The sequence below is a fragment of the Microbispora sp. H13382 genome (genome assembly GCF_014161445.1).
In the GTDB taxonomy this organism is placed as follows: domain Bacteria; phylum Actinomycetota; class Actinomycetes; order Streptosporangiales; family Streptosporangiaceae; genus Microbispora.
On sequence record NZ_JABBXA010000015.1, the window covers coordinates 1 to 24,321 of the forward strand.

Annotated in this window: 17 protein-coding genes; 7 read left to right on the plus strand and 10 right to left on the minus strand. The window is 69.1% G+C overall.

All coding sequences use genetic code 11. The features are described from left to right. Nucleotides 1-584 precede the first annotated feature (584 nt). The 3 genes from HHX41_RS40985 to HHX41_RS40995 all read left to right on the plus strand — a co-directional run bounded on the left by HHX41_RS40985 (nt 585) and on the right by HHX41_RS40995 (nt 6,110). Nucleotides 585-2,132, plus strand: coding sequence for a serine protease (locus HHX41_RS40985; protein ID WP_259401328.1), 1,548 nt, complete (start codon nt 585-587; stop codon nt 2,130-2,132). Between the two features lie 624 nt (nt 2,133-2,756). Continuing rightward, a complete protein-coding gene (locus tag HHX41_RS40990) occupies nt 2,757-4,328 on the plus strand; it encodes a serine protease (RefSeq protein ID WP_259401329.1) in 1,572 nt (523 codons plus the stop codon). A gap of 201 nt (nt 4,329-4,529) precedes the next feature. Next, complete coding sequence (locus HHX41_RS40995) at nt 4,530-6,110, plus strand: serine protease (protein ID WP_259401330.1); 1,581 nt, start codon at nt 4,530-4,532, stop codon at nt 6,108-6,110. Nucleotides 6,111-6,167: 57 nt separating this feature from the next. On the opposite strand, the gene HHX41_RS26190 is transcribed toward HHX41_RS40995, so the two are convergent. From HHX41_RS26190 to HHX41_RS26220, 7 genes are all read right to left on the minus strand, one after another. After that, nucleotides 6,168-7,973 (minus strand): ABC-F family ATP-binding cassette domain-containing protein, encoded by a 1,806-nt coding sequence (locus HHX41_RS26190; RefSeq protein ID WP_182908125.1) that lies wholly within the window; start codon nt 7,971-7,973, stop codon nt 6,168-6,170. 12 nt (nt 7,974-7,985) lie between these two features. Continuing rightward, nucleotides 7,986-8,924, minus strand: a complete 939-nt coding sequence (locus tag HHX41_RS26195) for a 4-(cytidine 5'-diphospho)-2-C-methyl-D-erythritol kinase (RefSeq protein ID WP_182908126.1) — start codon at nt 8,922-8,924, stop codon at nt 7,986-7,988. Between the two features lie 249 nt (nt 8,925-9,173). Then, on the minus strand, nt 9,174-10,685 hold the full coding sequence (locus HHX41_RS26200) for a serine protease (protein ID WP_182908127.1): 1,512 nt from the start codon (nt 10,683-10,685) through the stop codon (nt 9,174-9,176). A 654-nt stretch (nt 10,686-11,339) separates the two neighbouring features. Then, nucleotides 11,340-12,194: a 16S rRNA (adenine(1518)-N(6)/adenine(1519)-N(6))-dimethyltransferase RsmA gene (gene rsmA / locus HHX41_RS26205; protein ID WP_211592242.1), complete on the minus strand. Its 855-nt coding sequence runs from the start codon at nt 12,192-12,194 to the stop codon at nt 11,340-11,342. A 26-nt stretch (nt 12,195-12,220) separates the two neighbouring features. Then, complete coding sequence (locus HHX41_RS26210) at nt 12,221-13,078, minus strand: TatD family hydrolase (RefSeq protein ID WP_182908128.1); 858 nt, start codon at nt 13,076-13,078, stop codon at nt 12,221-12,223. Between the two features lie 2 nt (nt 13,079-13,080). Next, the gene (metG, locus tag HHX41_RS26215) at nt 13,081-14,667 is read right to left on the minus strand and encodes a methionine--tRNA ligase (protein WP_182908129.1); all 1,587 of its coding nucleotides are present in this window, start codon (nt 14,665-14,667) and stop codon (nt 13,081-13,083) included. 55 nt (nt 14,668-14,722) lie between these two features. Continuing rightward, entirely contained in the window at nt 14,723-15,961 is a 1,239-nt protein-coding gene (locus tag HHX41_RS26220; protein WP_310742179.1) for a glycosyltransferase family 2 protein, read from the minus strand. Nucleotides 15,962-16,357: 396 nt separating this feature from the next. Between HHX41_RS26220 and HHX41_RS26225 the strand changes: the two genes are divergently transcribed. Further along, complete coding sequence (locus HHX41_RS26225) at nt 16,358-17,794, plus strand: hypothetical protein (protein WP_310742180.1); 1,437 nt, start codon at nt 16,358-16,360, stop codon at nt 17,792-17,794. Nucleotides 17,795-17,826: 32 nt separating this feature from the next. On the opposite strand, the gene rsmI is transcribed toward HHX41_RS26225, so the two are convergent. Further along, nucleotides 17,827-18,657 (minus strand): 16S rRNA (cytidine(1402)-2'-O)-methyltransferase, encoded by an 831-nt coding sequence (gene rsmI / locus HHX41_RS26230; RefSeq protein ID WP_182908131.1) that lies wholly within the window; start codon nt 18,655-18,657, stop codon nt 17,827-17,829. Nucleotides 18,658-18,763: 106 nt separating this feature from the next. On the opposite strand from rsmI, the gene HHX41_RS26235 reads away from it, so the two are divergent. Together HHX41_RS26235 and HHX41_RS26240 are read left to right on the plus strand one after the other, a co-directional pair. Continuing rightward, complete coding sequence (locus HHX41_RS26235; protein WP_182908132.1) at nt 18,764-20,371, plus strand: phospholipid carrier-dependent glycosyltransferase; 1,608 nt, start codon at nt 18,764-18,766, stop codon at nt 20,369-20,371. Between the two features lie 103 nt (nt 20,372-20,474). After that, nucleotides 20,475-21,827, plus strand: coding sequence for a hypothetical protein (locus tag HHX41_RS26240; RefSeq protein WP_182908133.1), 1,353 nt, complete (start codon nt 20,475-20,477; stop codon nt 21,825-21,827). A gap of 54 nt (nt 21,828-21,881) precedes the next feature. Here HHX41_RS26240 and HHX41_RS26245 read toward each other — a convergent pair whose 3' ends face one another. Both HHX41_RS26245 and HHX41_RS26250 read right to left on the minus strand, forming a co-directional pair. Beyond that, a complete protein-coding gene (locus HHX41_RS26245; protein WP_182908134.1) occupies nt 21,882-22,733 on the minus strand; it encodes a cellulose binding domain-containing protein in 852 nt (283 codons plus the stop codon). Between the two features lie 129 nt (nt 22,734-22,862). Continuing rightward, the gene (locus HHX41_RS26250) at nt 22,863-23,273 is read right to left on the minus strand and encodes a VOC family protein (protein ID WP_182908135.1); all 411 of its coding nucleotides are present in this window, start codon (nt 23,271-23,273) and stop codon (nt 22,863-22,865) included. A gap of 83 nt (nt 23,274-23,356) precedes the next feature. On the opposite strand from HHX41_RS26250, the gene HHX41_RS26255 reads away from it, so the two are divergent. Beyond that, nucleotides 23,357-24,319, plus strand: a complete 963-nt coding sequence (locus HHX41_RS26255) for a YafY family protein (RefSeq protein ID WP_182908245.1) — start codon at nt 23,357-23,359, stop codon at nt 24,317-24,319. Nucleotides 24,320-24,321 lie beyond the last annotated feature (2 nt).

Here is a 24,321-nt window from a genome sequence, read left to right on the forward strand (position 1 = left end):
CCAGCGTCTCCCCGTACTTCGACGGTGAGACCCTGGCCGTCTACCAGTACGCCGCGAAGTTCGCTTCCGGCAAGATCGTCTGAGACTCCCTCTGACGCTCTGACTGGACCACAGGAAAGGGCCCGGCTTCCAGCCGGGCCCTTTTCGCATGCCCGGACAGTCTCCGCGAGCCACCCGTCCCGACGGCGATGTCCGATCGACGCGGGTGAAACTGCGCGTGAAGGCGGTGCCTCTCGCTCCCGATCGTGACGCATCGACCTATGCGGAGGCGACCGAGGCGAAGGAAGAGTGACCGTTTTGACGGTATTGGAACCCTTCCTGGTTTCATCTAAAACTGTGATTTGCGTCACATTCAACATGAACCGTTCCATCACCCAAGGTGATCACCCATGGAACGGGCCATAGATGATCAGCCAAAACGCCACCGAGGCCTCTGAGCGCGGCCGCGCGTGGGGCTTGGCGGCCGGAGAACGAAGGCCGCGGAACCACTTACACCACCCTTATTCCTCCTATACCTTTCTCCTCGTTCCTTCACTGACGCATGGGGCGCAAGTGACGTCCCACGACAGACCAGGGAGAAATCCATGAAGCGCACTCTCGCCCTCGGCGGGATCGCGGCGGGCCTGCTGGCCGCTGCCGCCGTCGCCGCGCCGGCTCAGGCCGACTCGGACGTCGCCCCGCCGGTCAACCTCGCCAACACGAACTTCGCCGCCAAGCAGGTGGCGGCGTTCTGGTTCGGCGAGTCCCGGGCAAACCTGATCAACGCGACGCCGTACAACGTCGAGACCACGCTGCCCGCCAAGCACGTCTCGACCGGTGGCGCTTCCGCCGACAGCAAGGCCGGCGTTGTCGGCTCCAGCGGCGACCAGAAGCCCGCCACGGCGAACCTGAAGAACATCAACCTGCCGAAGACCACCGGCAAGGTGTTCTTCATCGGTGCGGACAACAAGCCGCACTGGTGCTCGGCGACCTCGGTCCAGAGCCAGTGGAAGAACCTGGTCGCGACCGCTGGTCACTGTGTCTACGACACGGTGAGCAACAAGGCCACGCTGGACAAGTGGGTCTTCATCCCCGGTTACTACGAGGGCAAGACCCCGTGGGGCATCTACGTGGGTAAGACCGCGTACACCCACTACGACTTCGACAACTACGAGGACGGCGACCGCAACTACGCGTTCGTCACCGTCTACAACGGTGTCCAGGTCACCGACGTGTCGGCCGACAAGGTCAGGAACTGGGTCAAGGACCGCTACTTCGACAACCGCGCGGACGCCGAGAAGGCTCGCAAGGACCTCGAGCTCAAGACCACCGGCTGGGCCGGCGAGATCGTGGCCTTCGGCCCGAACGACGTGAAGTACCCGTGGTCGGAGCGGTGGGACTGGGAGCTGGCCAGGCACGGCCAGGAGTCCCAGAAGGTCTACGTCCCGGTCACCGACTGGTGCACGTGGACCAAGCTCGACCCCGCGCAGGTCGGGCCGCTGGTTCGCGGCGGAAAGACGGACAACTCGTGGCACGGCAAGGCCGGCTACGAGGTCACCCGGATCTCCAAGGAAGAGTTCAAGAAGGCCACCGGCGCCTACGACGGCGACGCCGTCGTGGACGGTGTCTACTACTACGCCGAGAACAACGGCTGGTACAAGGCCAAGTTCTGGGTGAACATCGCCAAGAAGTTCAAGCTGACCGGCAAGATCGTGGACATCGCCCTCAAGGACGTCGGCACCCTGGGTGCCAACGTCGGCGGGCAGGGCCTGGCCTACAACCAGAAGATCGGTTCCGCGGTCTTCGTCTTCGGTTACCCGAGCGGGTCGCACCCCGACGGCAACTACGCCTTCACGGGCAAGACCCTCAAGTGGGCCTACGGCAAGACCTTCAAGGCGGCTGCTCCGGCTGTCAAGGCCGAGGAGCTGGTGGGCGTCAAGGCCTCCTTCACCGGCGAGGGCTCGATCGGTTCCTCGTGGATCTACCGCTACAGCAACACCAAGCGGCTCGGCTACCTCAACGGTGTGACCATCGGGGTCTCCGACACCGACGGCAACAAGCGCATCGACACCAGCGTCTCCCCGTACTTCGACGGTGAGACCCTGGCCGTCTACCAGTACGCCGCGAAGTTCGCTTCCGGCAAGATCGTCTGAGACTCCCTCTGACGTTCTAACTGGACCAAAGGAAAGGGCCCGGCTTCCAGCCGGGCCCTTTTCCTATTTTCGTCCCTTTTGCCGCATGACTATGCGGAAAGCGCAGTCACGAGAACGTCACCGAGCCCCCGAACGGCCCTGCCGGCGCCGTGCCACCCGCCCGCACAGAAGCGCCCGAGAACCCACCTCCCGGCCGGCCTCTCGCCTGCCACCCCGGCCCACGGCCCGCGCCCTGAGCACTCGTACTCCTCCCCTGCGGACCTGCCAGGATCCACCTCCCCCAGGCACGGTGCGGAGCGTCCCTCAGGGGCGCACGGCAGGAGCGAGCCCGACTTTGACGCGGCTCGACCTCCCCTCGGTTTCACCCACGCAGTGTGATTCGCATCACACAGATGCCTGAACCGTTCCATGACTGAGGGTGACAAAAACCGAACAAGGCCACCCTTGATCAGCGGAAATACGGTCAGCACCGCCAGATCGGAACCTCTAACTGTCATTGGTGCCTTACTGGCATACCTCATGAATCGCCTTACATACCCCTTCTTTCTCCTATAGCTTTTTCCTCGATCCTTCACTGACGCATGGGGCGCAAGTGGCGTCCCACGACAGACCTGGGAGAAATCCATGAAGCGCACCCTCGCTCTGGGCGGGATCGCGGCGGGCCTGCTGGCCGCCGCCGCCGTCGCCGCGCCGGCTCAGGCCGACTCGGACGTCGCCCCTCCGGTCAACCTGGCCAACACGAACTTCGCCGCCAAGCAGGTCGCGGCGTTCTGGTACGGCCAGGGCAAGGCCAACCTGATCAACGCGACGCCGTACAACGTCGAGACCACGCTGCCCACCAAGCACGTCTCCACGGGTGGCGCTTCGGCCGACAGCAAGGCCGGCGTCGTGGGCTCCAGCGGTGACCAGAAGGCCGCCACGGCGAACCTGAAGAACATCAACCTGCCGAAGACCACCGGCAAGGTGTTCTTCATCGGTGCGGACAACAAGCCGCACTGGTGCTCGGCGACCTCGGTGCAGAGCCAGTGGAAGAACCTGGTCGCCACCGCCGGTCACTGCGTCTACGACACGGTGAGCAACAAGGCCACCCTCGACAAGTGGGTCTTCATCCCCGGTTACTACCAGGGCAAGACCCCGTGGGGCATCTACGTGGGTAAGACCGCGTACACCCACTACGACTTCGACAACTACGAGGACGGCGACCGCAACTACGCGTTCGTCACCGTCTACAACGGTGTCCAGGTCACCGACGTGGCCGTCGACAAGGTCAAGAACTGGGTGGACAACCGCAAGTTCGAGACCAAGGCGGACGCGGAGAAGGCCCGCAAGGAGCTGGAGCTCAAGACCACCGGCTGGGCCGGCGAGATCAAGCCCGTCGTGGACTACCGCACGGTGGTTCGCAACCGGCACGACGAGTCCCAGAAGGAGTACGTCAACATCCTCTGGTGGGCGTACGCCCAGGGCTGGGGTGACAACTACACCACCCTCAGCAGCCCGTCCGAGCAGGACATCAAGGACATCGCGTCCAAGATCAACACCCAGCGCGGCGGCACCACGGAGTTCAAGGTGTCCCGGGGCACCGGCGTCACCGTGACCCGCGTCAGCAAGGAAGAGTTCAACGGCGCCAAGTACGGCGACGACGAGATTCGCGTCTCCGCGGACTACAAGACCGTGTACTTCGCCTACAACAACGGCTGGTACAAGGTCACCTTCTGGGTGAACTTCGACATCGACTACATCCTCAAGGGCAAGATCGTCGACATCGCCCTGAAGGACGTCGGCACCCTCGGCGCCAACGTCGGTGGCCAGGGCCTGGCCTACAACCAGAAGATCGGGACCTCGGTCTTCGTCTTCGGTTACCCGAGCGGGTCGCACCCCGACGGCAACTACGCCTTCACCGGCAAGACCCTCAAGTGGGCCTACGGCAAGACCTTCAAGGCCGCTGCCCCGGCGCTCAAGGCCGAGGAGCTCGTCGGCATCAAGTCCTCCTTCACCGGCGAGGGCTCGATCGGCTCGTCCTGGCTGTACCGCTACAGCAACACCAAGCGGCTCGGCTACCTCAACGGTGTGACCATCGCGGTCTCCGACACCGACGGCAACAAGCGCATCGACACCAGCGTCTCCCCGTACTTCGACGGTGAGACCCTGGCCGTCTACCAGTACGCCGCGAAGTTCGCTTCCGGCAAGATCGTCTGAGACTCCCTCTGACGCTCTGACTGGACCACAGGAAAGGGCCCGGCCTTGAGCCGGGCCCTTTTCTTATATCCCGGGACGGCTGTCACGCATCGCTCCAGTAACGGCCCTTACGTCCCACTGATCTTCTCCGATAACTTTATTTTCATCCTTTACTGACGCATGGGGCAAATGTCACGCCCCACGCCAGACCTGGGAGAACAAGTGAAGCGCACCCTCGCTATCGGCGGCGTGGCGGCCGGCCTGCTGGCTTCCGCACTCGTCGCCTCCCCCGCACAGGCGGAGAAGGTTCCGGTCGTGCCCCTGGCCGATACGAACTTCGCCGCCAAGCAGGTGGCCGCGTTCTGGTACGGCCAGAAGATGGCCAACCTGATCAACGCCACGCCGTACAACGTCGAGACCAAGGTCTCCTCCAAGGTCGTCGCCCACCTGCCGAAGGAGCCCGCCTCCGTCAAGGCGGGTGTCGTCGGGTCCAGCGGCGACCAGAAGCCCACCGGCACCTCGAAGAACGTCAACCTGCCCCGGTCCTCCGGCAAGGTGTTCTTCGTCGGCGCCGACAACAAGCCGCACTGGTGCTCCGCCACGGCCATCCAGAGCGGGCACAAGAACCTCGTGGCGACCGCCGGGCACTGTGTCTTCAGCACGGCGAAAGAGAAGGCCACGATGAACAAGTGGGTCTTCGTCCCCGGCTACTACCAGGGCAAGACTCCGTGGGGCATCTACGTCGGCAAGACGGCCTTCACCCACTTCGACTACGAGGTCTACGCCGACGGCGACTACGACTACGCGTTCGTCGCCGTCTACAACGGTGTCCAGGTCACCGACGTGAAGACCGACAGCGTCAAGAACTGGGTCGACAAGCGGGTCTTCAAGACCCTGGCCGAGGCCGAGAAGGCGCAGCAGGACGTCGAGATCAAGCAGACCGGCTGGGCCGGCAAGATCGTGCCGTTCGTGTCGAAGCCCGAGACGGTCGTCAGGGACAAGAAGAACAAGGAATACCAGCAGACGTGGATCGACGTCTGCAGCTGGGCGCACTGGCAGAACCTCCAGGCGCCGGCTCTCACCGCCGAGAACAAGGCCCCCGTGACCAAGGACGCCGTGGAGATCCTGAACAAGGGCCGCGGTCAGACGACGGACTTCAAGACCGCGCCCGGCACCGGGATCAAGGTCACCCGCGTCTCGCTGACCGAGTACAACTCGGCCAAGGACGAGGTGAAGATCGGCGACGTCGTGTTCCGCGTCTCGGAGGACGGCAAGAGCGTCTACTTCATCTACGACAACGGCTACTACAAGGTCAACTTCTGGGCCAAGTACGACCTGGACTACAAGCTGACCGGCAAGATCGTGGACATCACGCTGAAGGACGTCGGCCGCCTTGGCGACAACGTCCCCGGCCAGGGCCTCGCCTACAACCAGAAGGTCGGCCAGCCGACCTTCGTGTTCGGCTACCCGAGCGGGTCGCACCCGGACGGCAACTACGCCTTCACCGGCAAGACCCTCAAGTACAGCTACGGCAAGACCTTCCCCGCCGTGGCGCCGTCCATCAAGGGCGAGGCCCTGCAGGGCATCAAGTCGTCCTTCACGGGTGAGGGCGCCCTCGGCTCCGGCTGGCTGTTCAAGTACGACAACAACAAGCGGTTCGGCTACCTGAACGGCGTCACCATCGGCGTCTCGGACACCGACGGCAACGACCGGTACGACACCAGCATCTCGCCGTACTTCGACGGCGAGACCCTGGGCGTCTACAAGGTCGCCGCGGCCACCGCGTCCGGCAAGATCGTCTAGTCGCCGATCGCATGCGAAGGGCCCGGCAGCCTGCCGGGCCCTTTCCTTTTCATCCGCCTACTGGTCGAGACGTTCGGCGAGCGTCATCCACTCCAGCTCGGCCGCCTCCTTCTGCGCGGCGATGTCGCGCAGCTCGGCGTCGAGCTTGGCCAGGCGCTCGAAGTCGCTCGCCGCCTCCGCCATCTCGGCGTGCAGCTTCGCCTCGCGCTCGCCGAACTTGTCGATCTGCCGTTCCAGCCGGTTGAGCTCCTTCTGCAGCTCGCGCAGCTCCTTGGCGGACAGCCCACCGGCCTGCACCGGCTGACTGTCCGGCGGCGCCAGCTCGGGAGCGCCGGCGCCGGAGGCCGCGCGGGCCGACAGGGCCTGGCCCGCCGCGCGGCGCTCCAGGTATTCGTCCACTCCGCCCGGCAGCATCGACAGCGTGCCGTCTCCGAGGAGCGCGACGCAGCGGTCGGCCACCCTCTCCAGGAAGTACCGGTCGTGGCTGACCAGCACGAGCGTTCCCGGCCACGCGTCGAGCAGGTCCTCCAGCTCGGTGAGCGTCTCGATGTCGAGGTCGTTGGTCGGCTCGTCGAGCAGCAGCACGTTCGGCTCATCCATGATCAGCCGTAGGAGCTGCAGCCGCCGGCGCTCGCCGCCGGACAGGTCGCCGACGACCTTCCACTGCGCCTCGCCCCGGAAGCCGAGACGTTCCAGCAGCTGGGAGGCCGACCACTCCTTCTTGCCCACCTGGACGTACTTGCGGATCTCCTCGACCGTCTCCAGCACCCGCCGCGTGGGGTCCAGCTCGACGAGCTCCTGCGACAGGTGCGCGAGCCGCACGGTCCTGCCGCGTACGACGCGGCCGGAGTCGGGCTCGACCGTGCCGGACAGCAGGCGCAGCACCGACGACTTGCCCGAGCCGTTGACCCCGATCAGGCCGATCCGGTCCCCCGGCCCGAACTGGTACGTGCAGCGGTCGAGCACCAGCGGACCCGATCCCGGGCCACCGGCGTGGAGCGTCACGTCCTCCAGGTCCGCGACGGTCTTGCCGAGCCGCGCCGAGGCGAAGTTGAGCAACTCGACCGTCTCCCGCGGCGGCGGCTCGTTGGCGATGAGCGCCTCGGCGGCGTTGATCCGGAACTTGGGCTTGGAGGTCCGGGCCGGCGGTCCGCGCCGCAGCCACGCGATCTCCTTGCGCATGAGGTTCTGCCGGCGGTCCTCCGCGGCCTGCGCGATCCGCGCCCGCTCGGCCTTGGCCAGCACGTACGCCGCGTAGCCGCCCTCGTATCGCTCGACCGAGCCGTCGACGACCTCCCACGTGCGGGTGGAGACCGCGTCGAGGAACCACCGGTCGTGGGTGACCACCAGCAGCGCGGACTTGCGCTGGACGAGATGCCCGGCGAGCCAGGCGATGGCCTCGATGTCGAGGTGGTTGGTGGGCTCGTCGAGGATCAGCAGGTCGTGCTCTTCGACCAGCAGCCGCGCCAGTGCCGTACGGCGGCGCTCACCGCCGGACAGCGCGCCGGCGGGAGCCGCGAGGTCGATGTCGCCGAGCAGGTTGGCGAGGATCTCCCTGATCGCGGGATCGCCGGCCCACTCGTGCTCGGCCCGTCCGGCCAGCACGATGTCCTTCACGGCCGTGTCCGGATCGAACTGGTCACGCTGGGAGAGCGTGCCGACGCGCAGGCCGCGCGTATGCGTGACGCGGCCGCTGTCGGGCTTCAGCGTTCCCGCGATGATCGAGATGAGCGTGGTCTTGCCACCGCCGTTGCGGCCGACGACGCCGATCCGGTCGCCCTGCTCGAGCCCGAGCGAGATGTCGGCGAGCAGCGGCTTGGGCCCGAAGGCGTGGGAGACGGACTCCAGATTGACCAGATTCATGGCCTGTAAAGCTTATCCGGCCCCCGCACCGGCAACGGTCGCGCCGGGGACGGGACCATGCGCGGTGACGACGGCCCGGCAGCCGTCGACGTCCGTGATCAGGCCGGCCAGCTCGTGCGCGTGCTCGGCCGACTCGGCCAGGAACGCGCAGGTGGGGCCGGATCCGGAGACGAGCGCGCCGAGCGCGCCGCGCTCACGCCCGGCGGCGAGCGTGTCCGCGAGCGAGGGACGCAGCGCCAGCGCCGCGGGCTGAAGGTCGTTGGCCAGCGCCTGTCCCAGCGCCTTCGCGTCGCCCCGGCGCAGGGCGTCGAGCAGCGACTCGCTCACCGCGGGACGCGGTGCGGCCACTCCCGCCTCCTCGCGCAGCCGGTCGCACTCGCCGTACACCCTCGGGGTCGACAGGCCGCCGTCGGCGAGCGCGAAGACCCAGTGGAAGACCCCCGCGGTCTCCAGCGGCGCGAGCCGCTCGCCGCGTCCGGTGCCCACGGCGGTGCCGCCGAGCAGCGCGAACGGCACGTCGCTGCCGATGTCGGCGGCGATCTCCATCAGGTCCTCGACCGGCAGCCCGAGGCCCCACAGCTCGTTGCAGGCGACCAGGGCCGCGGCGGCGTCGGCGCTCCCCCCGGCCATGCCGCCCGCCACGGGAATCGACTTGCGGATCAGCAGATCGGCCCGGTACGTACGGCCCGCCCGCCCGGCCAGCGCCATGGCGGCCCGGACGGCGAGGTTGTCGTCGCTCACCGGAACCTCGCCGGTGTGGTCCCCCTCGACCCTGACCCTGAGCGGGGCGGCGGTGACGTCCCCGTCCGCCGGCTCGGCGGCGGTGACCTCGTCGAACAGCGAGACCGCGTGGAAGACGTTCACCAGGTCGTGGTAGCCGTCCTCGCGCAGCGGGCCGACCGCGAGCTGGAGGTTGACCTTCGCCGGCACGCGCACCGTGATCGCGCTCATCGCCCGCTCCCCCGCTCGTGTCGTCCTCGCGTGTGACGTCCTGGTGCGTGACGTCCTGGTTGTGGGCGACGGGCGAGGCCACGTCGTCTGTGCCTGACCATGGGACCCGAGCTTAGCGGCACCCGCCCATGGGGACATCGCACGGATTTCCGCTGGTCATCGGTTGGTCATCCGGGCCCGTACATGCGGAAAGGGCCCGGCTGGACGCCGAGCCCTTCCCTCAGTTCACCCGATGGCCGCGGGAGAACCTCAGACGATCTTGCCGGAAGCGAACTTCGCGGCGTACTTGTAGACCGCCAGGGTCTCACCGTCGAAGTACGGGGAGACGCTGGTGTCGATGCGCTTGTTGCCGTCGGTGTCGGAGACCGCGATGGTCACACCGTTCAGGTAACCGAGACGCTTGGTGCTGCTGTAGCGGTAGAGCCACGAGGAACCGATCGAGCCCTGGCCGGTGAAGGAGGACTTGATGCCGACGAGCTCCTCGGCCTTCATGGCCGGGGCGGCCGCCTTGAAGGTCTTGCCGTAGCTCCACTTGAGGGTCTTACCGGTGAAGGCGTAGCTGCCGTCCGGGTGCGACCCGCTCGGGTAACCGAACACGAAGACGTTCGTGCCGATCTTCTGGTTGTAGGCCAGGCCCTGACCACCGACGTTGGCGCCGAGGGTGCCGACGTCCTTGAGGGCGATGTCGACCAGCTTGCCCTTGAGCTTGTAGTCGACGTCGAAGTTGCCCCAGAAGGTGGCCTTGTACCAGGCGTTGTCCTTGGCGAAGTAGTAGGCCTTGCCGTCGGACGACCAGCCGCCGGCGCCGAACTCCCGCTTGGAGACCCGGTTGACGACGACGCCCCACGTCTTGTCCGAGTAGGTGGAGGTGCCGTACTTCTCAGCCTGCTCCGCCAGGGTCTTCTTGGCCGAGTCGATGGTGTTCGGGTCGACCGCGATCTGGGCGACGCTGGCCTCGACCTTCTTCGAGTCCGGGGTGCGCAGCGGCACCTTGTGGGCCCAGTCGATCCGGCTGACGATCTTGCCCGCGAAGCCGGTGCTCTTGAGCTCCAGCTCCTTGCGGGCCTTCTCCGCCTCGGCCAGGGTCTCGAAGTTGCGGTTGTCGACCCAGTTCTTGACCTTGTCGGTCTTGACGTCGGTGACCTGGACGCCGTTGTAGACCGTCACGAACGCGTAGTCGCGGTCGCCGTCCTCGTAGTTGTCGAAGTCGTAGTGGGTGTACGCGGTCTTACCCACGTAGATGCCCCACGGGGTCTTGCCCTGGTAGTAACCCGGGATGAAGACCCACTTGTCGAGGGTGGCCTTGTTGCTCACCGTGTCGTAGACACAGTGACCAGCGGTCGCGACCAGGTTCTTGTACTGGCTCTGCACCGAGGTCGCCGAGCACCAGTGCGGCTTCTTGTCGGCGCCGATGAAGAACACCTTGCCGGTGGTCTTCGGCAGGTTGACGTTCTTCGACGTGCCGGTGGACGCCTTCTTGTCACCGCTGGAGCCGACGACGCCGGCCTTGCTGTCAGCGGAGGCACCGCCGGTCGACACGTGCTTGGTGGGCAGCGTGGTCTCGACGTTGTACGGCGTGGCGTTGACGAGGTTGGCCTTGCTCTGGCCGTACCAGAACGCGGCGACCTGCTTGGCGGCGAAGTTCGTGTTGGCCAGGTTGACCGGCGGGGCGACGTCGGTGTCGGCCTGGGCCGGGGTGGCGACAGCAGCGGCGGCCAGCATGCCGACCGCGATGCCGCCGAGGGTGAGGGTGCGCTTCAACTTACTACTCCCTGGTCTGATCGTCGGGCGCCGATTGCGCCCCATCCGTCAGTAAAGGACGGGTAAGAAGCTATCCGAGGTTTTGCCAGTTGTGACCCCGTCTAGTGGTTTCAGTCTGATCAGCTGGTCAAGATCGAACCCCTGGCCGCCGCTCGAATCGCCCTGCGCGCCGTCACGTTTTCGCTGATCACGGAGGCCGCCGTCGCGACGTCGTCACTCAACGTCACTGATCCACGCACGCCACCAATGTGACCCAAATCACATTAATCTGATGGAACGAGATGGCTAGTTGATCACGTCAAAATCGGTCCGACAGAGCACCCGCGGGCCCCGGCGCGCGTATGCCCGGGACTCCGTCCAGCGCGCCCCGCCCGGAGCCCAGCCGCGCGGTCAGGGCCGCGGTCAGGGCCGCGCGGAACACGGCCACAGGGGTCCTGGGCGCTCACCCGCGCCACAGCGGGCCGAGGCCGGCGACCAGATCGCGTTCGCCGCGGCGATCACGGGTGGGCCATGACCGGGACATCGCGACGGCCACCGAACAGCCCTCGCCGCTCACCCCGCAATGGCCCGGCCGCTGATAGAGGTCGCCGCCCGGCGCTCACGGCCTCACGGCGCGCTCCAGAAGATCCGCACGCCCTGGGAGATTCGCGCGGCCTAGGCGATCGCGGCGGCCCGCTGCTCGGCGATGCGCGCGAAGTCCTCGATCCGCAGCTGCTCCCCGCGCGCGGAGGGGTCGATCCCCGCTCCGACCAGAGCCTTCTCGGCGGCGGCCGGCGTGCCGGCCCAGGAGGCGAGCGCGGCGCGCAGCGTCTTGCGGCGCTGCGCGAAGGCCGCGTCGACGGCGGCGAAGACCTCCTGGCGGGTCACCGTCGTCGCCGGCGGCTCCCGCCGTACGAGCGAGACGAGTCCGGAGTCGACGTTCGGCGCGGGCCAGAAGACGTTGCGCCCGACCGGTCCGGCCCGGCGCACGTCGGCGTACCAAGCCGCCTTCACCGAGGGAACCCCGTAGATGCGCGACCCCGGCGACGCGGCGAGCCGGTCGGCGACCTCCGACTGCACCATCACCAGCCCGCGCCGCAGCGACGGCAGCACCTCGAGCAGGTGCAGCACGACCGGCACGGACACGTTGTACGGCAGGTTGGCCACGAGCACGGTCGGCTCGGCCCCGAGGTCGGCGGGCCCGACCTTGAGCGCGTCGGCGTGCACCACCTTCAGCCGGTCGGCCACCTCGGGGGCCCGCTGCGCGACGGTCAGCGGCAACTGCTCCGCCAGCACCGGGTCGATCTCCACCGCGACGACCTCGGCGACCTCCGGGAGCAGGGCGAGGGTGAGCGAGCCGAGCCCCGGGCCGACCTCGATCGCCACGTCTTCCGGGGTGACCTCGGCGAGCCGGACGATCCGGCGGACGGTGCCGCCGTCGATCACGAAGTTCTGCCCCAGCTTCTTCGTCGGCCGGAGGTTCAGCTTCTCCGCCAGCACACGCACTTCGACCGGCCCGAGCAGACTCATGGCTCCAGTGTGGGGCATCGGCGCGACTACCAGGCGCCGAAAACGGTCTCGCCGTTGGCCGTGATCCGGGCGGCGAGGTCGGCGACGTCCATGCTCTTGACCTCCGCGAGGCAGCGGAGCGTGAGCGGGATCAGGTAGGGCGCGTTGGGCTTGCCCCGGTGCGGCGTCGGCGGCAGGTAGGGCGCGTCGGTCTCGACCAGCATCAGCTCGGGCGGGGCCACCACCGCCGCCTCCCGCAGATATCCGGCGTTCTTGTACGTCACCGGGCCGGAGAACGACATGAAGTAACCGGCGTCGACGCACCGCTTGGCCATCTCGGCGTCACCGGAGAAGCTGTGGAAGACCACCACGTCGGGGGCGCCCTGGTCGGCGAGCACGGCGAGCACGTCGTCGTGCGCGTCGCGGTCGTGGATGACCAGCGCCCTGCCGGTCCGCTTGGCGATCTCGATGTGCGCGCGGAAGCTCGCGTGCTGGTCGTCCTTGGACGCCCAGTCGCGGAAGTAGTCGAGACCGGTCTCCCCCACCGCCCGCACGTGCGGCAGCCGCGCGAGATCCTCGATTTCGGCGAGGACCTCGGGTGTGGCGGCGTGCGCCTCGTTCGGGTGGATGGCCACCGCCGCGTAGACGTCCCGGTGCTCACCGGCCACCGCGGCGTTCCACCGCGAGGACGGCAGGTCGTAGCCGACCGTCACCAGGCGCGTCACGCCGACCGACTTCGCCTCGCCGAGGATCGACTCGACGCTCGCCCCGGCCGCCTGGGCCGCCAGCGCGACCGGGTCGCCCGAGGACGCCTGCCGGTTGCCGACCATGATGTCCAGGTGGCAGTGGCTGTCGAACACCTCACCCGGCAACGCCTCGGGCTTCACGGGACGCTCGCGCGACATGGTCAGGCGGTCTCCAGCCTCGGGAAGAGGATCTCGCCCTTGACGACCTGGGCGCCGGCGGGCAGCTTGCCCCAGGTGGCGACTTCGGCGATCCGCTGGTCCGCGAGCGCGCCGAGGTGCGGCTCCGCCCCGAGGGACGCCCACAGCTTCTCGCTGGTGGCGGGCATGACCGGGTGCAGCAGCACCGCGATCGCGCGCAGCGACTCGGCCGCCGTGTAGAGGATCGTCGCGAGGCGCGCCTGCCCCTCCGGCGAGTCGTCCTTGGCCACCTTCCACGGCGCCTGGTCGCTCAGGTAGCCGTTGACCTGCTTGACGAAGTCGAAGATGGCGCCGATGCCGCCGGCGAAGTCGAGGTTGTCGCCGATCATCGTGTCCGCATGGGTCGCCGCGGCGGCGAGGCCGTCCGCGACCGCCTGCTCGGCCGGACCCGCGTCCTTGGCCTCGGGCAGCACTCCGTCGAAGTACTTGCCGATCATCGCCGCGACCCGGGACGCCAGGTTGCCGAAGTCGTTGGCGAGCTCGGAGGTGTAGCGGGCGGAGAAGTCCTCCCAGGAGAACGAGCCGTCCTGGCCGAACGGGATCGCCCGCAGGAAGTAGTAGCGGTAGGCGTCCACGCCGAAGTGGCTCGTCAGGTCGCGCGGCGAGATGCCGGTGAGGTTGGACTTGCTCATCTTCTCGCCGCCGACCATCAGCCAGCCGTTGGCGTAGACCTTGCGCGGCAGCGGCAGGTCGTTCGCCATCAGCATGGCCGGCCAGATCGCCGCGTGGAACCGGAGGATGTCCTTGCCGACCAGATGGACGTTCGCCGGCCAGGTGGCGTCGAACTTCGCCTGGTCGGAGCCGTACCCGACGGCCGTGGCGTAGTTGAGCAGCGCGTCGATCCACACGTAGATGACGTGCTTGGGGTCCCAGGGGATCGGGACGCCCCAGTCGAACGTCGAGCGGGAGATCGACAGGTCCTGCAGGCCCTGCTTCACCAGCTGCACGATCTCGTTGCGGGCCGAAGCGGGCTGGATGAAGTCCGGGTTCTGCTCGTAGTGCTCGAGCAGGCGCGGGCCGTACGCGGAGAGCCTGAAGAAGTAGTTCTCCTCCTTCAGCCACTCGACCGGGCGCTTGTGGATCGGGCACAGGTCGCCCTCGAGCAGATCGCCGGGCGACTTGTACTCCTCGCACCCGACGCAGTAGGGGCCCTCGTACTCGCCCCTGTAGATCTCGCCCTTGTCGTACAGGTCCTGCACGAACTCCTGGACGCGGTCGGTGTGGCGCGGCTCGGTGGTGCGGATGAAGTCGTCGTTGGCGATCTGGAGGTGCTCCCAGAGCGGCTTCCAGGAGTCCTCGACGAGCTTGTCGCACCACTCCTGGGGCGTCACGCCGTTCGCCTCGGCCGTACGCATGATCTTCTGACCGTGCTCGTCCGTGCCGGTGAGGTACCACACCTTCTCGCCCCGCTGGCGGTGCCAGCGGGTGAGCACGTCGCCCGCGACGGTCGTGTAGGCGTGGCCCAGGTGCGGGGCGTCGTTGACGTAGTAGATCGGCGTCGTCACGTAGAACGCCGACTCCCCTGATGCAGTCGTTCCTGTAGCCGCCATGTGCGAATCCTATCGGCCCCGGGGAGGTGACTCCCCGGGATAAAACCGTGGTGTGTCAGGCCACGGACTCGCGGCCGGCGGTCTCGGACTCGCGGCTGACGGCCTCGGCGGCCTCCTCGGCGGCGGACGCCGCGATGTCGACCGGATTCTCCCGCGTACGGCGGATGCCGAGGATGCTGATGAACAGCGACGCGAAGATCGTCTGGAAGCTCATGACGAACGCGGTCGCCGAGGGCACGACGAGGCGCAGCGACTCGGCCGGGATCAGCTCGCCGAAGCCGCGGCCGCCCCAATGGGCGAGCGAGGCCACCAGGCCGACCAGACCGGCCACGGCCAGGGCGCCACCCGCGAGCAGGCCCTTCTCCAGCGTGACGACGTCCACCAGCCTGCGGATGCGCCGGTCCTCGGGGAGGAAGCCCTCCTCGGCCGCGTACACCTTGGTGAACAGCGCGAACAGCACGGCCTGGAATCCGCTGATCACCATCGCGGACGCGCCGACCAGCGTGTCGACGTCGAAGGCGAGCTTGCCGATGTAGACCGGGCCGAACGTCAGCGCGGCCCCGACGACGAGGCCGAGGCTCATGAGCACCAGGCCCGGAATGAAGAACAGCCAGCGCGGGCTGTACAGCAGGAGGAAGCGCAGGTGGCGCCAGCCGTCCCGCCAGGAGCGCAGGTGCGGCGGGCGGGAGCGGCCGTCGGGCGACAGGGTGGTCGGCACCTCGCGGACGTCGAGCCCCTGCAGGGTCGCCTTCACGACCATCTCGGAGGCGAACTCCATGCCGCCGGTCTGCAGCCCCAGCCGCAGGATGGAGTCGCGGCGGAAGCCCCGCAGGCCGCAGTGGAAGTCGCCGATCGCGCTGGGGAAGAACAGCCGGCCGACGAACGACAGGACCGGGTTGCCCAGGTAGCGGTGCAGCGGGGGCATGGCCCCCGGAGCGATGCCGCCGCGGAACCGGTTGCCCATGACCAGCTCGGCGCCGTCCCGGAGCTGCTCGACGAAGGGCATCAGGTTCGTGAAGTCATAGGAGTCGTCGGCGTCGCCCATGATGACGTACTTGCCGCGCGCGGCGCGGATTCCGCCGATCAGGGCGTTGCCGTAGCCCTTCTCGTCAATGTGGACAACCCGGGCGCCCGCATCGCGGGCCAGTTGTTGCGAGCCGTCGGTGCTTCCGTTGTCGGCGATGACCACCTCGCCGTCGATCCCGTTCTCGCGCATGCACGTGAGAGCCTTGCGAACACAGATCTCCACGGTCTCGGCCTCATTGAGGCATGGCATGACAACGGTAAGTTCCACGTCGCAACTCCTCGCATATGACGGCAGGACACCAATGATGCCCGCTTCCCAGTAGCGTCCGAGTCAAGTCCGCGAAACGGCTGGCATTCTGTAACCGTGACTCCACCCACCGCTGGAGCGGCGGGCTTCCCGCGCCGCCGGCCGAGCGGCGACGCAGAGGACGAGCCCGGCCCGGACAATTCCCATCGCGCCGGCCACGTCGATGTGTACGGCATGCCCGCAGGTCACGCGCCGGATTTCGGCGCGGGCGGCGGAGTTCTCCTTCGCCCCATGCCCGCGGGTTTTCCGTGGCAGGCGCCGACAATCGAGGGGAGGAAGCGCGGAAACACCGGCCGGCCGACGCGGGCCGTGCCCTCCGCGCGACTTTGAATGGTCGCGATCGCTGATCCTCCCTCCGTGGACGCCTCCCCCGCCGGCGGCTGGGGCCGTACGGTCGCCTTGCTGCGCCGGCACCGGGTCTTCGCGGTCGCGCTCGGCGTCGCCTTCGTGCTGCGGATCGTCACGATGCTGGGCTTCGGCCCGGCCATGTGGTTCAACGACTCCTACGACTACGTGTCGGTGGCGCTGCGCCCGCGTCCGCACCCGATCCGCCCGGACGGGTACAGCTTCTGGCTGCTGCTGCTCAAGCCGTTCCACAGTTTCTCGCTGGTGGTGTTTACCCAGCACCTCATGGGCCTGGCGACGGCGTTCCTTATCTATGCGCTGCTGACCAGAAGATTTGGGATTCCAGGCTGGGGGGCGACGCTCGCCGCCGCCCCCGTGATGTTCGACGCCTACCAGATCCAGCTCGAACAGCTGATCATGTCGGACACCATGTTCATCCTGCTCGTGGTGGGCGTGGTGACGCTCGTGCTGTGGCGGGAGCGGCTGACCTGGCGCGGCGGCACCGTGGTCGGGCTGCTGCTCGCGCTGACGGCGCTGACCCGGAGCATCGGCCTGCCCATCCTCGCCCTGGTCGTGGCGTACCTGGTGATCAAACGGGCGGGCTGGAAGCCGATCGTCGCCATGGTCACCGCGTGCGCGCTGCCCGTGCTCGCGTACATGGGCTGGTTCAAGGCGGTGAACGGCCAGTTCGCGATGACCAACAGCGACGGGGTGATCCTCTACATGAGGACGTCGCTGTTCGCCGACTGCCACAAGATGAACATCGACGAGCGCCGCGAGCTGGAGCTGGCGCTGCTGTGCATCAACGTCGCGCCCAAGGACCGCGGCCTGTCCGCGCAGGCGTATCTGTGGTGGGACGACCAGAACCAGCTCCACGTCTTCGGCTCGGGCATGAAGTTCACCCCGGAGATCAACGCCAACGCGAGCACGTTCGCGAAGAGGGCGATCCTGTCCCAGCCGGGTGACTACCTGGCCGCGGTGGCCAAGGACTTCTTCCGCGCCTTCCAGTGGGGCCGCCCCCGGTTCCCGGACGCCAAGACCTTCCTGCAGTACGAGTTCGACAACGAGTACACCCGCAAGCTGCCCAAGTGGAGCTCCTACCACAGCACCACGGACAAGGACGCCGAGGCGTACGAGAACGGCCCGGCCGCGACGCACGTGGTCTCGCCGTGGTCGGACATCATGATCGGATACCAGACGGTCGTACGGCTGCCGGGCCTCGTGCTGGGCCTGCTGCTGCTGGCCGGCCTGTACGGCGTGGCGCGCCGCTGGCGCGACCTCGGCGGGCCCGCGCTGCTGCCCTGGCTGGGGGCGGCGGGCCTGATCCTGGCCCCGGCGGCGACCGCCGAGTTCGACTACCGCTATCTGCTGCCCGCGGCGCCGCTCGCCTGCCTCGCCGCCGCCCTCACCGCGCGTGATCTTGTAGTTGGCCGCAGGAGTGGCCGCTGACCCGGGCCACATCGGCGGGACGAACTACAAGGTCACGGCGAGGGGGTGGCGTGGACGGCGTTGTAGAGGTCGCGTTTGGGGACGCCGGCGGACTTGGCCACGTCGGCGATGGCCTGCTTGCGCGGCACGCCCGCGCCCTCACGCCTGGCCACCTCCTCGACCAGTTCCTCGATGCTCGGCGCGGCCTCCTCGGCGGTCCGTCCCGCCACCACCAGCGTGATCTCGCCCCTGACCTCGCCGGCCGCCCAATCGGCCAGCTCGCCGAGGCCCCCGCGCCGCACCTCCTCGTACGTCTTGGTGAGCTCCCGGCAGACGGCGGCGGGCCGCTGGGCCCCGAATGCCTCCGCCATCGCCTCCAGCGTCGCGTGCAGGCGGTGCGGCGCCTCGAAGAACACCATCGTGCGCTCCTCGGCCGCCAGCGCCGCCAGGCGCCTGGCCCGCTCCCCGGGCTTGCGCGGCGGGAACCCCTCGAAGCAGAACCGGTCGCTCGGCAGGCCGGAGACGGCGAGGGCGGTCGTCACCGCCGACGGGCCGGGCAGCGCCGTCACGGGCAGGCCGGCCTCGACCGCGAGGCGGGTGAGCCGGTATCCGGGGTCGGAGACGCCCGGCATCCCGGCGTCGGTGATCACGACCACGGTCCGCCCCTCGCGCAGCGCCTCCAGCAACTCGGCGGCCCGCGCGCTCTCGTTGGCGTCGTAGTAGGACACCACGCGGCCCCCGATGACGATCTCCAGGTCGGCGGCGAGCCGCCGCAGCCTGCGGGTGTCCTCCGCCGCGATCACGTCGGCGGCGGCGAGCAGGTCGCGCAGCCGTGGGGACGCGTCTTTGGGCTGGCCGATCGGGGCCGCGGCGAGAACGAGCACCCGTCCACCCTATGACCGGTGTGAAACATTCATCGCCGAAAGGCCTGTTGCCGCAATCCTCACGTGAGTCGTGTCCATGACGGGGACACACCAGTAATCTGTCGGCGTGACCGTGACCGACCATTCCCACAAGGCGTTCGAGCAGCCGGAAGAGGGAGCGCAGGACGAGGCTCCCACGGTGTCCCTGCGCGACCGGCTGGTGCCGCCCATGCCCGGCAGCGGCATGTGGGGCTGGCTCGGCCCCATCCTGGTCGCCCTGTTCGGCGGCTTCCTGCGGTTCTACCGGCTGGGCACGCCCCACTCGGTCGTCTTCGACGAGACGTACTACGCCAAGGACGCCTTCGCGACCATCAAGTACGGCGTCGAGCGGCAGTTCGTGGAGGGCGCGGACAAGCTCCTGCTCGCCGGCAACGAGAACATCTTCAAGCAGTGCGGCACGGTGGGCGAGTGCGCGTCCTACGTGGTGCACCCGCCGGTCGGCAAGTGGTTGATCGGCCTCGGCGAGCTGATCTTCGGCGCGAACCCCTTCGGCTGGCGCTTCGCCGCCGCGCTGCTCGGCTCGCTGTCCATCCTGATCCTCGCCCGCACGGCCCGCAGGATGACCCGCTCGACGCTGCTCGGCTGCGTGGCCGGCCTGCTGCTGTCCCTCGACGCCCTCCACTTCGTGCTGTCCCGTACGGCGCTGCTGGACATCTTCCTGATGTTCTGGGTGCTCGCCGGGTTCGCCTGCCTGGTGGCCGACCGCGACTGGTTCCGCAGCCGCCTGGCCGACTGGCACGAGGCGGGATCGCCGGCCGGCGGGGCGCGGCTGGGCCTGCGGCCCTGGCGCCTGGCCGCCGGGCTGTGCCTGGGCGCGGCCATGGCCACCAAGTGGACCGGCGGCCTCTACATCGCCGCTTTCGCGATCATGTCGCTGCTGTGGGACGCGGGCGCCCGGCGGGCCGTCGGGACCGGCCGGCCGTACGGCACGGTCGTCCGCCGCGACCTGCCGCTCGCCGCGGCGTGGATGGCGGTCGTCCCGGTCGTCACCTACATCGTCTCGTTCACGGGATGGTTCGTCACCGACAAGGGGTACGGCCGCAACTGGGACCAGGCCACCGCGAACGGGCCGGTCTTCTTCGTCATCGACTCGTTCCGGTCGTGGTTCGACTACCAGAAGCAGGTGCTCACCTTCCACACCGGCCTGGAGACGAGCCACCCGTACCAGTCCGAGCCCTGGCAGTGGCCGCTGCTGCTGCGCCCGGTGGCGTTCTTCTACGAGTCGCCGAAGAACTGCGGCGCCGCCTCCTGCTCCTGGGCGGTCCTCGGGACCGGGACGCCGATCATCTGGTTCGCCGGCGCCATCGCGCTGATCGGCATGATCGCCTGGTACGTCGCGACCCGCGACTGGCGCGCCGGCGCGGTGCTGCTCGGCTACGCCGCCGGGTGGCTGCCCTGGTTCTACTTCGCCATCGCGGACAACCGGACGATGTTCATGTTCTACGCGATGCCGATGGTGCCGTTCATGATCTTGGCGCTCGTGCTGGTCTGCGGGCTGATCATCGGGAGAGAGAGCCCGGCCCGGCCCAACCGGCGCGTGGTCGGCTCGGCCGTGGTCGGCGCGTTCGTGCTCCTGGCCCTGGTCAACTTCGGCTGGCTCTATCCCGTCATCGCCGCCGAGGTCATCCCCTACGACTCCTGGCACGCGAGGATGCTGTTCGACCGGTGGATCTGAGACCCCCGTATCGTTGGGCGCATAGCGTTGCGCTCAGAGGGGGTGGTCGCGAGTGATACCGGGTCGTCGTCAACGATGGGGTCGATACGGCAGACTGCGGGTCATGCCCGCACCTGACGTCGCCGCGCTCCTCGCCCAGCTGGAGCGCTCCGATCCGGACATCGCCGAGCCCGCCCGCGTCGCGGTCGAGTGGCTCGCCGGTGGCGAGGCGCTGGAGACCATCAGCCAGTTCGACGTGTGCGAGTTCCTCTGGTACACGCTGCCGATCAAGGTGCCGGGCGACCAGGCGACCATCGCGCGCGCCCTCGGCGTGCTGCTGAGGCTCGCCGGCATGGAGCGCTACGCCGCCCTGTGCGACTCCCCCGCCACCGCCCGGATCCTGCTGACGTACGCCAGGGAGGGCGAGGAGGCCGGGGCCGCGGCCTACCACCGGGAGCTGGAGGCCACCGGCGTGGTCCCCCCGGACATCGCCGAGCTGTCGTGGAGCTCGATCATGGGGCCGGAGGAGCTCGGGGCGCACGTCGCCTGCGCGGCCGCCCTGGAGCTGGCCATCGTCGCCGGAGACCCGGTGGACCGCGAGGAGCTGACCCGCCGCTGGCTCACCACCCCCCGTCCCGAGCTGGGCGGCGACTGCTGGCTGCACCGGGTCCACGGCGAGCGGCTGAACCGCTGGGTGCTCGGGCGCGGCACCGCCCGCCGCGAGCTCGCCCAGCCCTTCGAGGTGCGGCTGCACGCGCCGATCGCGGCTCCGGACGAGCCACACCTGGAACCGCTGCGCTGGCTGCTCGGCCTGGCCCGCACGGGGGTCCGCCTCACCGAGCGGCTCAACGTCGGGCGGGCCGTGGCCGTCGAGGCGGCCGGCCGGTTCGGCTGGGCGGATCGGACGGTGCGCGGCGAGAACGACGTACCGGCCCTCACCGAACTACGGCAGATCGCCGTGGACGACCTCGGGGCGCTGCGGCGCAGCGGGCGGAGGCTGGTGCTCACCACCACGGGCAGGAACCTGCTGGACGACCGCGCCGCCCTGTGGGAGGCGGCCACGACCACGTTGCTCGTCCCCGCCCCCGGAGAGCACGACTTCGAGGTCTCCATCCGCGAGTCGGCGCTGATGATCCTGGTGGACGGCGGCGTGGTGCGGGACGACGAGCTGCGCGACCGGGTCGCCGAGGTGGTCAACGGCGAGGGCTGGCGCACGACGGACGGCGGCCGGGTCGGCGGCGCCGACCTCACCGGCCCGCTCGCCCGGCTCCGCCACCGCCTCGACGCCCTGGGCCTGGGGGCCGCGACCCACACACCCGAGGCCGCGTCCCAGGAGCCCGGGGCGGCGGGACGGGAACCCGTGCGGCGTGCCGGGGGCGCGGAGACCTGGGGGCTCACGACCGCCGGGCGCCGCGCCGCGCTGGCCGCGCTGCGCGCCCAGGCGCTGCGCCCCCGGCAGTACGCCGGCCTCGGCTGAACCGGCCGGGCCCCCGCGTGCTGTACGGGGACGCCCCCGACGCGGTTGAGGGCCTCAGCTGGTGACGATCTTCCTGGTGCAGGGCTCGCCGTTGAGATGCCACTGCACGGGGTTGGAGTCGCCCCCGGAGTAGGAGCCGTTGAAGCCGAGGTGCACCGTCTGATGGGGACCGATGTCGGTAGCCCAGGAGGGGGCCGCCGCCGTCACCTCGGAACCGGTCTGGGACCAGGTGGCGGACCATCCCGAGGTCACCGCCTGGCCGGGGTCGGTGAAGAGGAACGTGAGCCGCCAGTCCCTTACGGGCGTCGTGCTCGTGTTGGTGACCTCGATGGTCGCGGTCATCCCGCCCGTCCAGGTGACGGGCCGGTACACCACCTGGCAGTGGATCGTCTGCGGGAAGGACGGCGACGCCGACGGCGAGGCGATGATGTCGTTGTAGATCCTCACGGTCACGGATCCCGACGCGGGTGAGACTGCCCCCTCTGTGTCCACGGCCACGACGTGCAGCACGCGGTCCTCGTATGCGACACCGCTGGGCGGCCAGCCCAGGGCGAAGGAGCCACCGGTGGCGTTGGGCCCGAAGGTCGCTTTGAGGGAGGTGACGCCGCCCCGCGTCTCCTGCACGCGGTAACAGGCGATGCCGTCCTCGTCGGTGGCAGGCGCCCAGCGCAGGCTGACCGTGTTCAGGAACACGTTGACGATCTCCGGCGTCCCCGGCGCGGTCGGCGGCGTGCCCGACGGCGACGTGCTCGGCTCGCACGGGATGGGCGTGGGCGGCGGCGGCGCCGTCGTGAGGGCGTAGGCCGTGGCCCCCGACTCGGTCTCGACCACCGCCGGTACGACGAGCGCGGCGGCCGCCAGGAGCACCGCCGTCATCCAGGCGCTCATCTCCGTCTTCGATCTCATCGTCGACGCTCCTCGTCTCGGTCGACAGCCCCGGTGACGGTGATCGTCTGCGCCGGACGGCGGCCGGTCAACGGACGCCGGCATGGCAGGCCCTACGCGCCTGGTAGGCCGCGCACGGCTCTGCAACTTTCATCCGCGGCCTCCGAGCACCTCCAGGTAGTGGGCGTTGTACATGATCCCCAGGACGTTGCCGAACGGGTCGGTCACCGAGGCGGTCACGAAGCCCGGGCCGCGCTCCGTCGGCGCCTCGTGCTGCTTCGCGCCCATCGACAGCAGTCTGCCGAGGCTCGCCGCCACGTCGTCGACGTGCCAGTAGACGACGGCCCCGGCCGGTTCGGTGGCCGGGTGCGGCGCGTAACGCCGGTCGATGAAACCGAGTTCGTGCTGGTGGTCACCGAGGCGGAACTCGGCGTAGGCGAGCCGCCCGTCCGGCCCCCGGCGCTCGAAGTAGGCCTCCACGCCGAGCACCTCCGCGTACCACCTCGTCGCCTCCTCGACGTCGTCGGCCCAGAAACTCACGGTCGTCAGTCCACGCAACATCGGTTGCTCCCTTCGTCGATGACGTGAACGTTAGAAGGCATTGAGGAACGTGCCGTTCCTCAATGAACGGGATACTGCTCGGCATGCTGGAAACCTCCGTACGGCTGCTTCGGCTGCTGGCGCTGCTCCAGACCCGGCCCGGCTGGTCGGGCGCCGATCTGGCGGACCGGCTCGGCGTGACCACGAGGACCGTGCGCAACGACGTCGAACGGCTGCGCCACCTGGGGTACGAGATCCGCTCGACCACCGGCGCGGCCGGCGGATACCGGCTGGGAGCGGGGTCCTCCCTGCCCCCGCTGCTGCTCGACGACGAGGAGGTCGTCGCGGTGGTCGTCAGCCTGCAGGCCGCCGCGGGCAGCACCGTGACCGGCATCGAGGAGACCTCGCTGCGCGCGCTCACCAAGCTCCAGCGGATGCTGCCGTCCCGGCTGCGCCACCGGATCGAGGCCGTGCGCGCCGCGACGGTCGCGGTGCCGGGGCACGGTCCCACGGTGGACCCGGAGACGCTGACCTCGATCGCCGCGGCCATCCGCGACCACGAGACGCTGCGCTTCGACTACCTCGACCACCGGGGGCACGAGGGGCGCCGCACGGCCGAGCCGCACCGGCTCGTCTTCACCGGGCGGCGCTGGTATCTGCTGGCCTGGGACGTCGACCGCCGCGACTGGCGGACCTTCCGCGCCGACCGGGTGCGGCCGCGCGTCCCGAACGGCCCCCGGTTCACCCCGCGCGAACCGCCCGAGGGCGACGCCGCCGCCCACGTCGTACGCGGGACAGGCTCGGCCGCCTGGAGGCACCGGGCCGTCGTACGGCTGCACGCCCCCGTCGACGTCATGGGCGCGCGGCTCACCGCCGCGGCCGGGCTGCTGCGTGCCGACGGGGCGGACGCCTGCGTGCTGGAGACCGGCGGCGACTCACTGCACAACCTGACGACCTTCCTCACCTCGCTCGACGTGCCCTTCACCGTGCTCGACCCGCCCGGCCTGCGCGCCCACCTGCGTACGCTCGCCGGGCGCTACCTGGCCGCGGGGGCGGATAACGTGTGAGG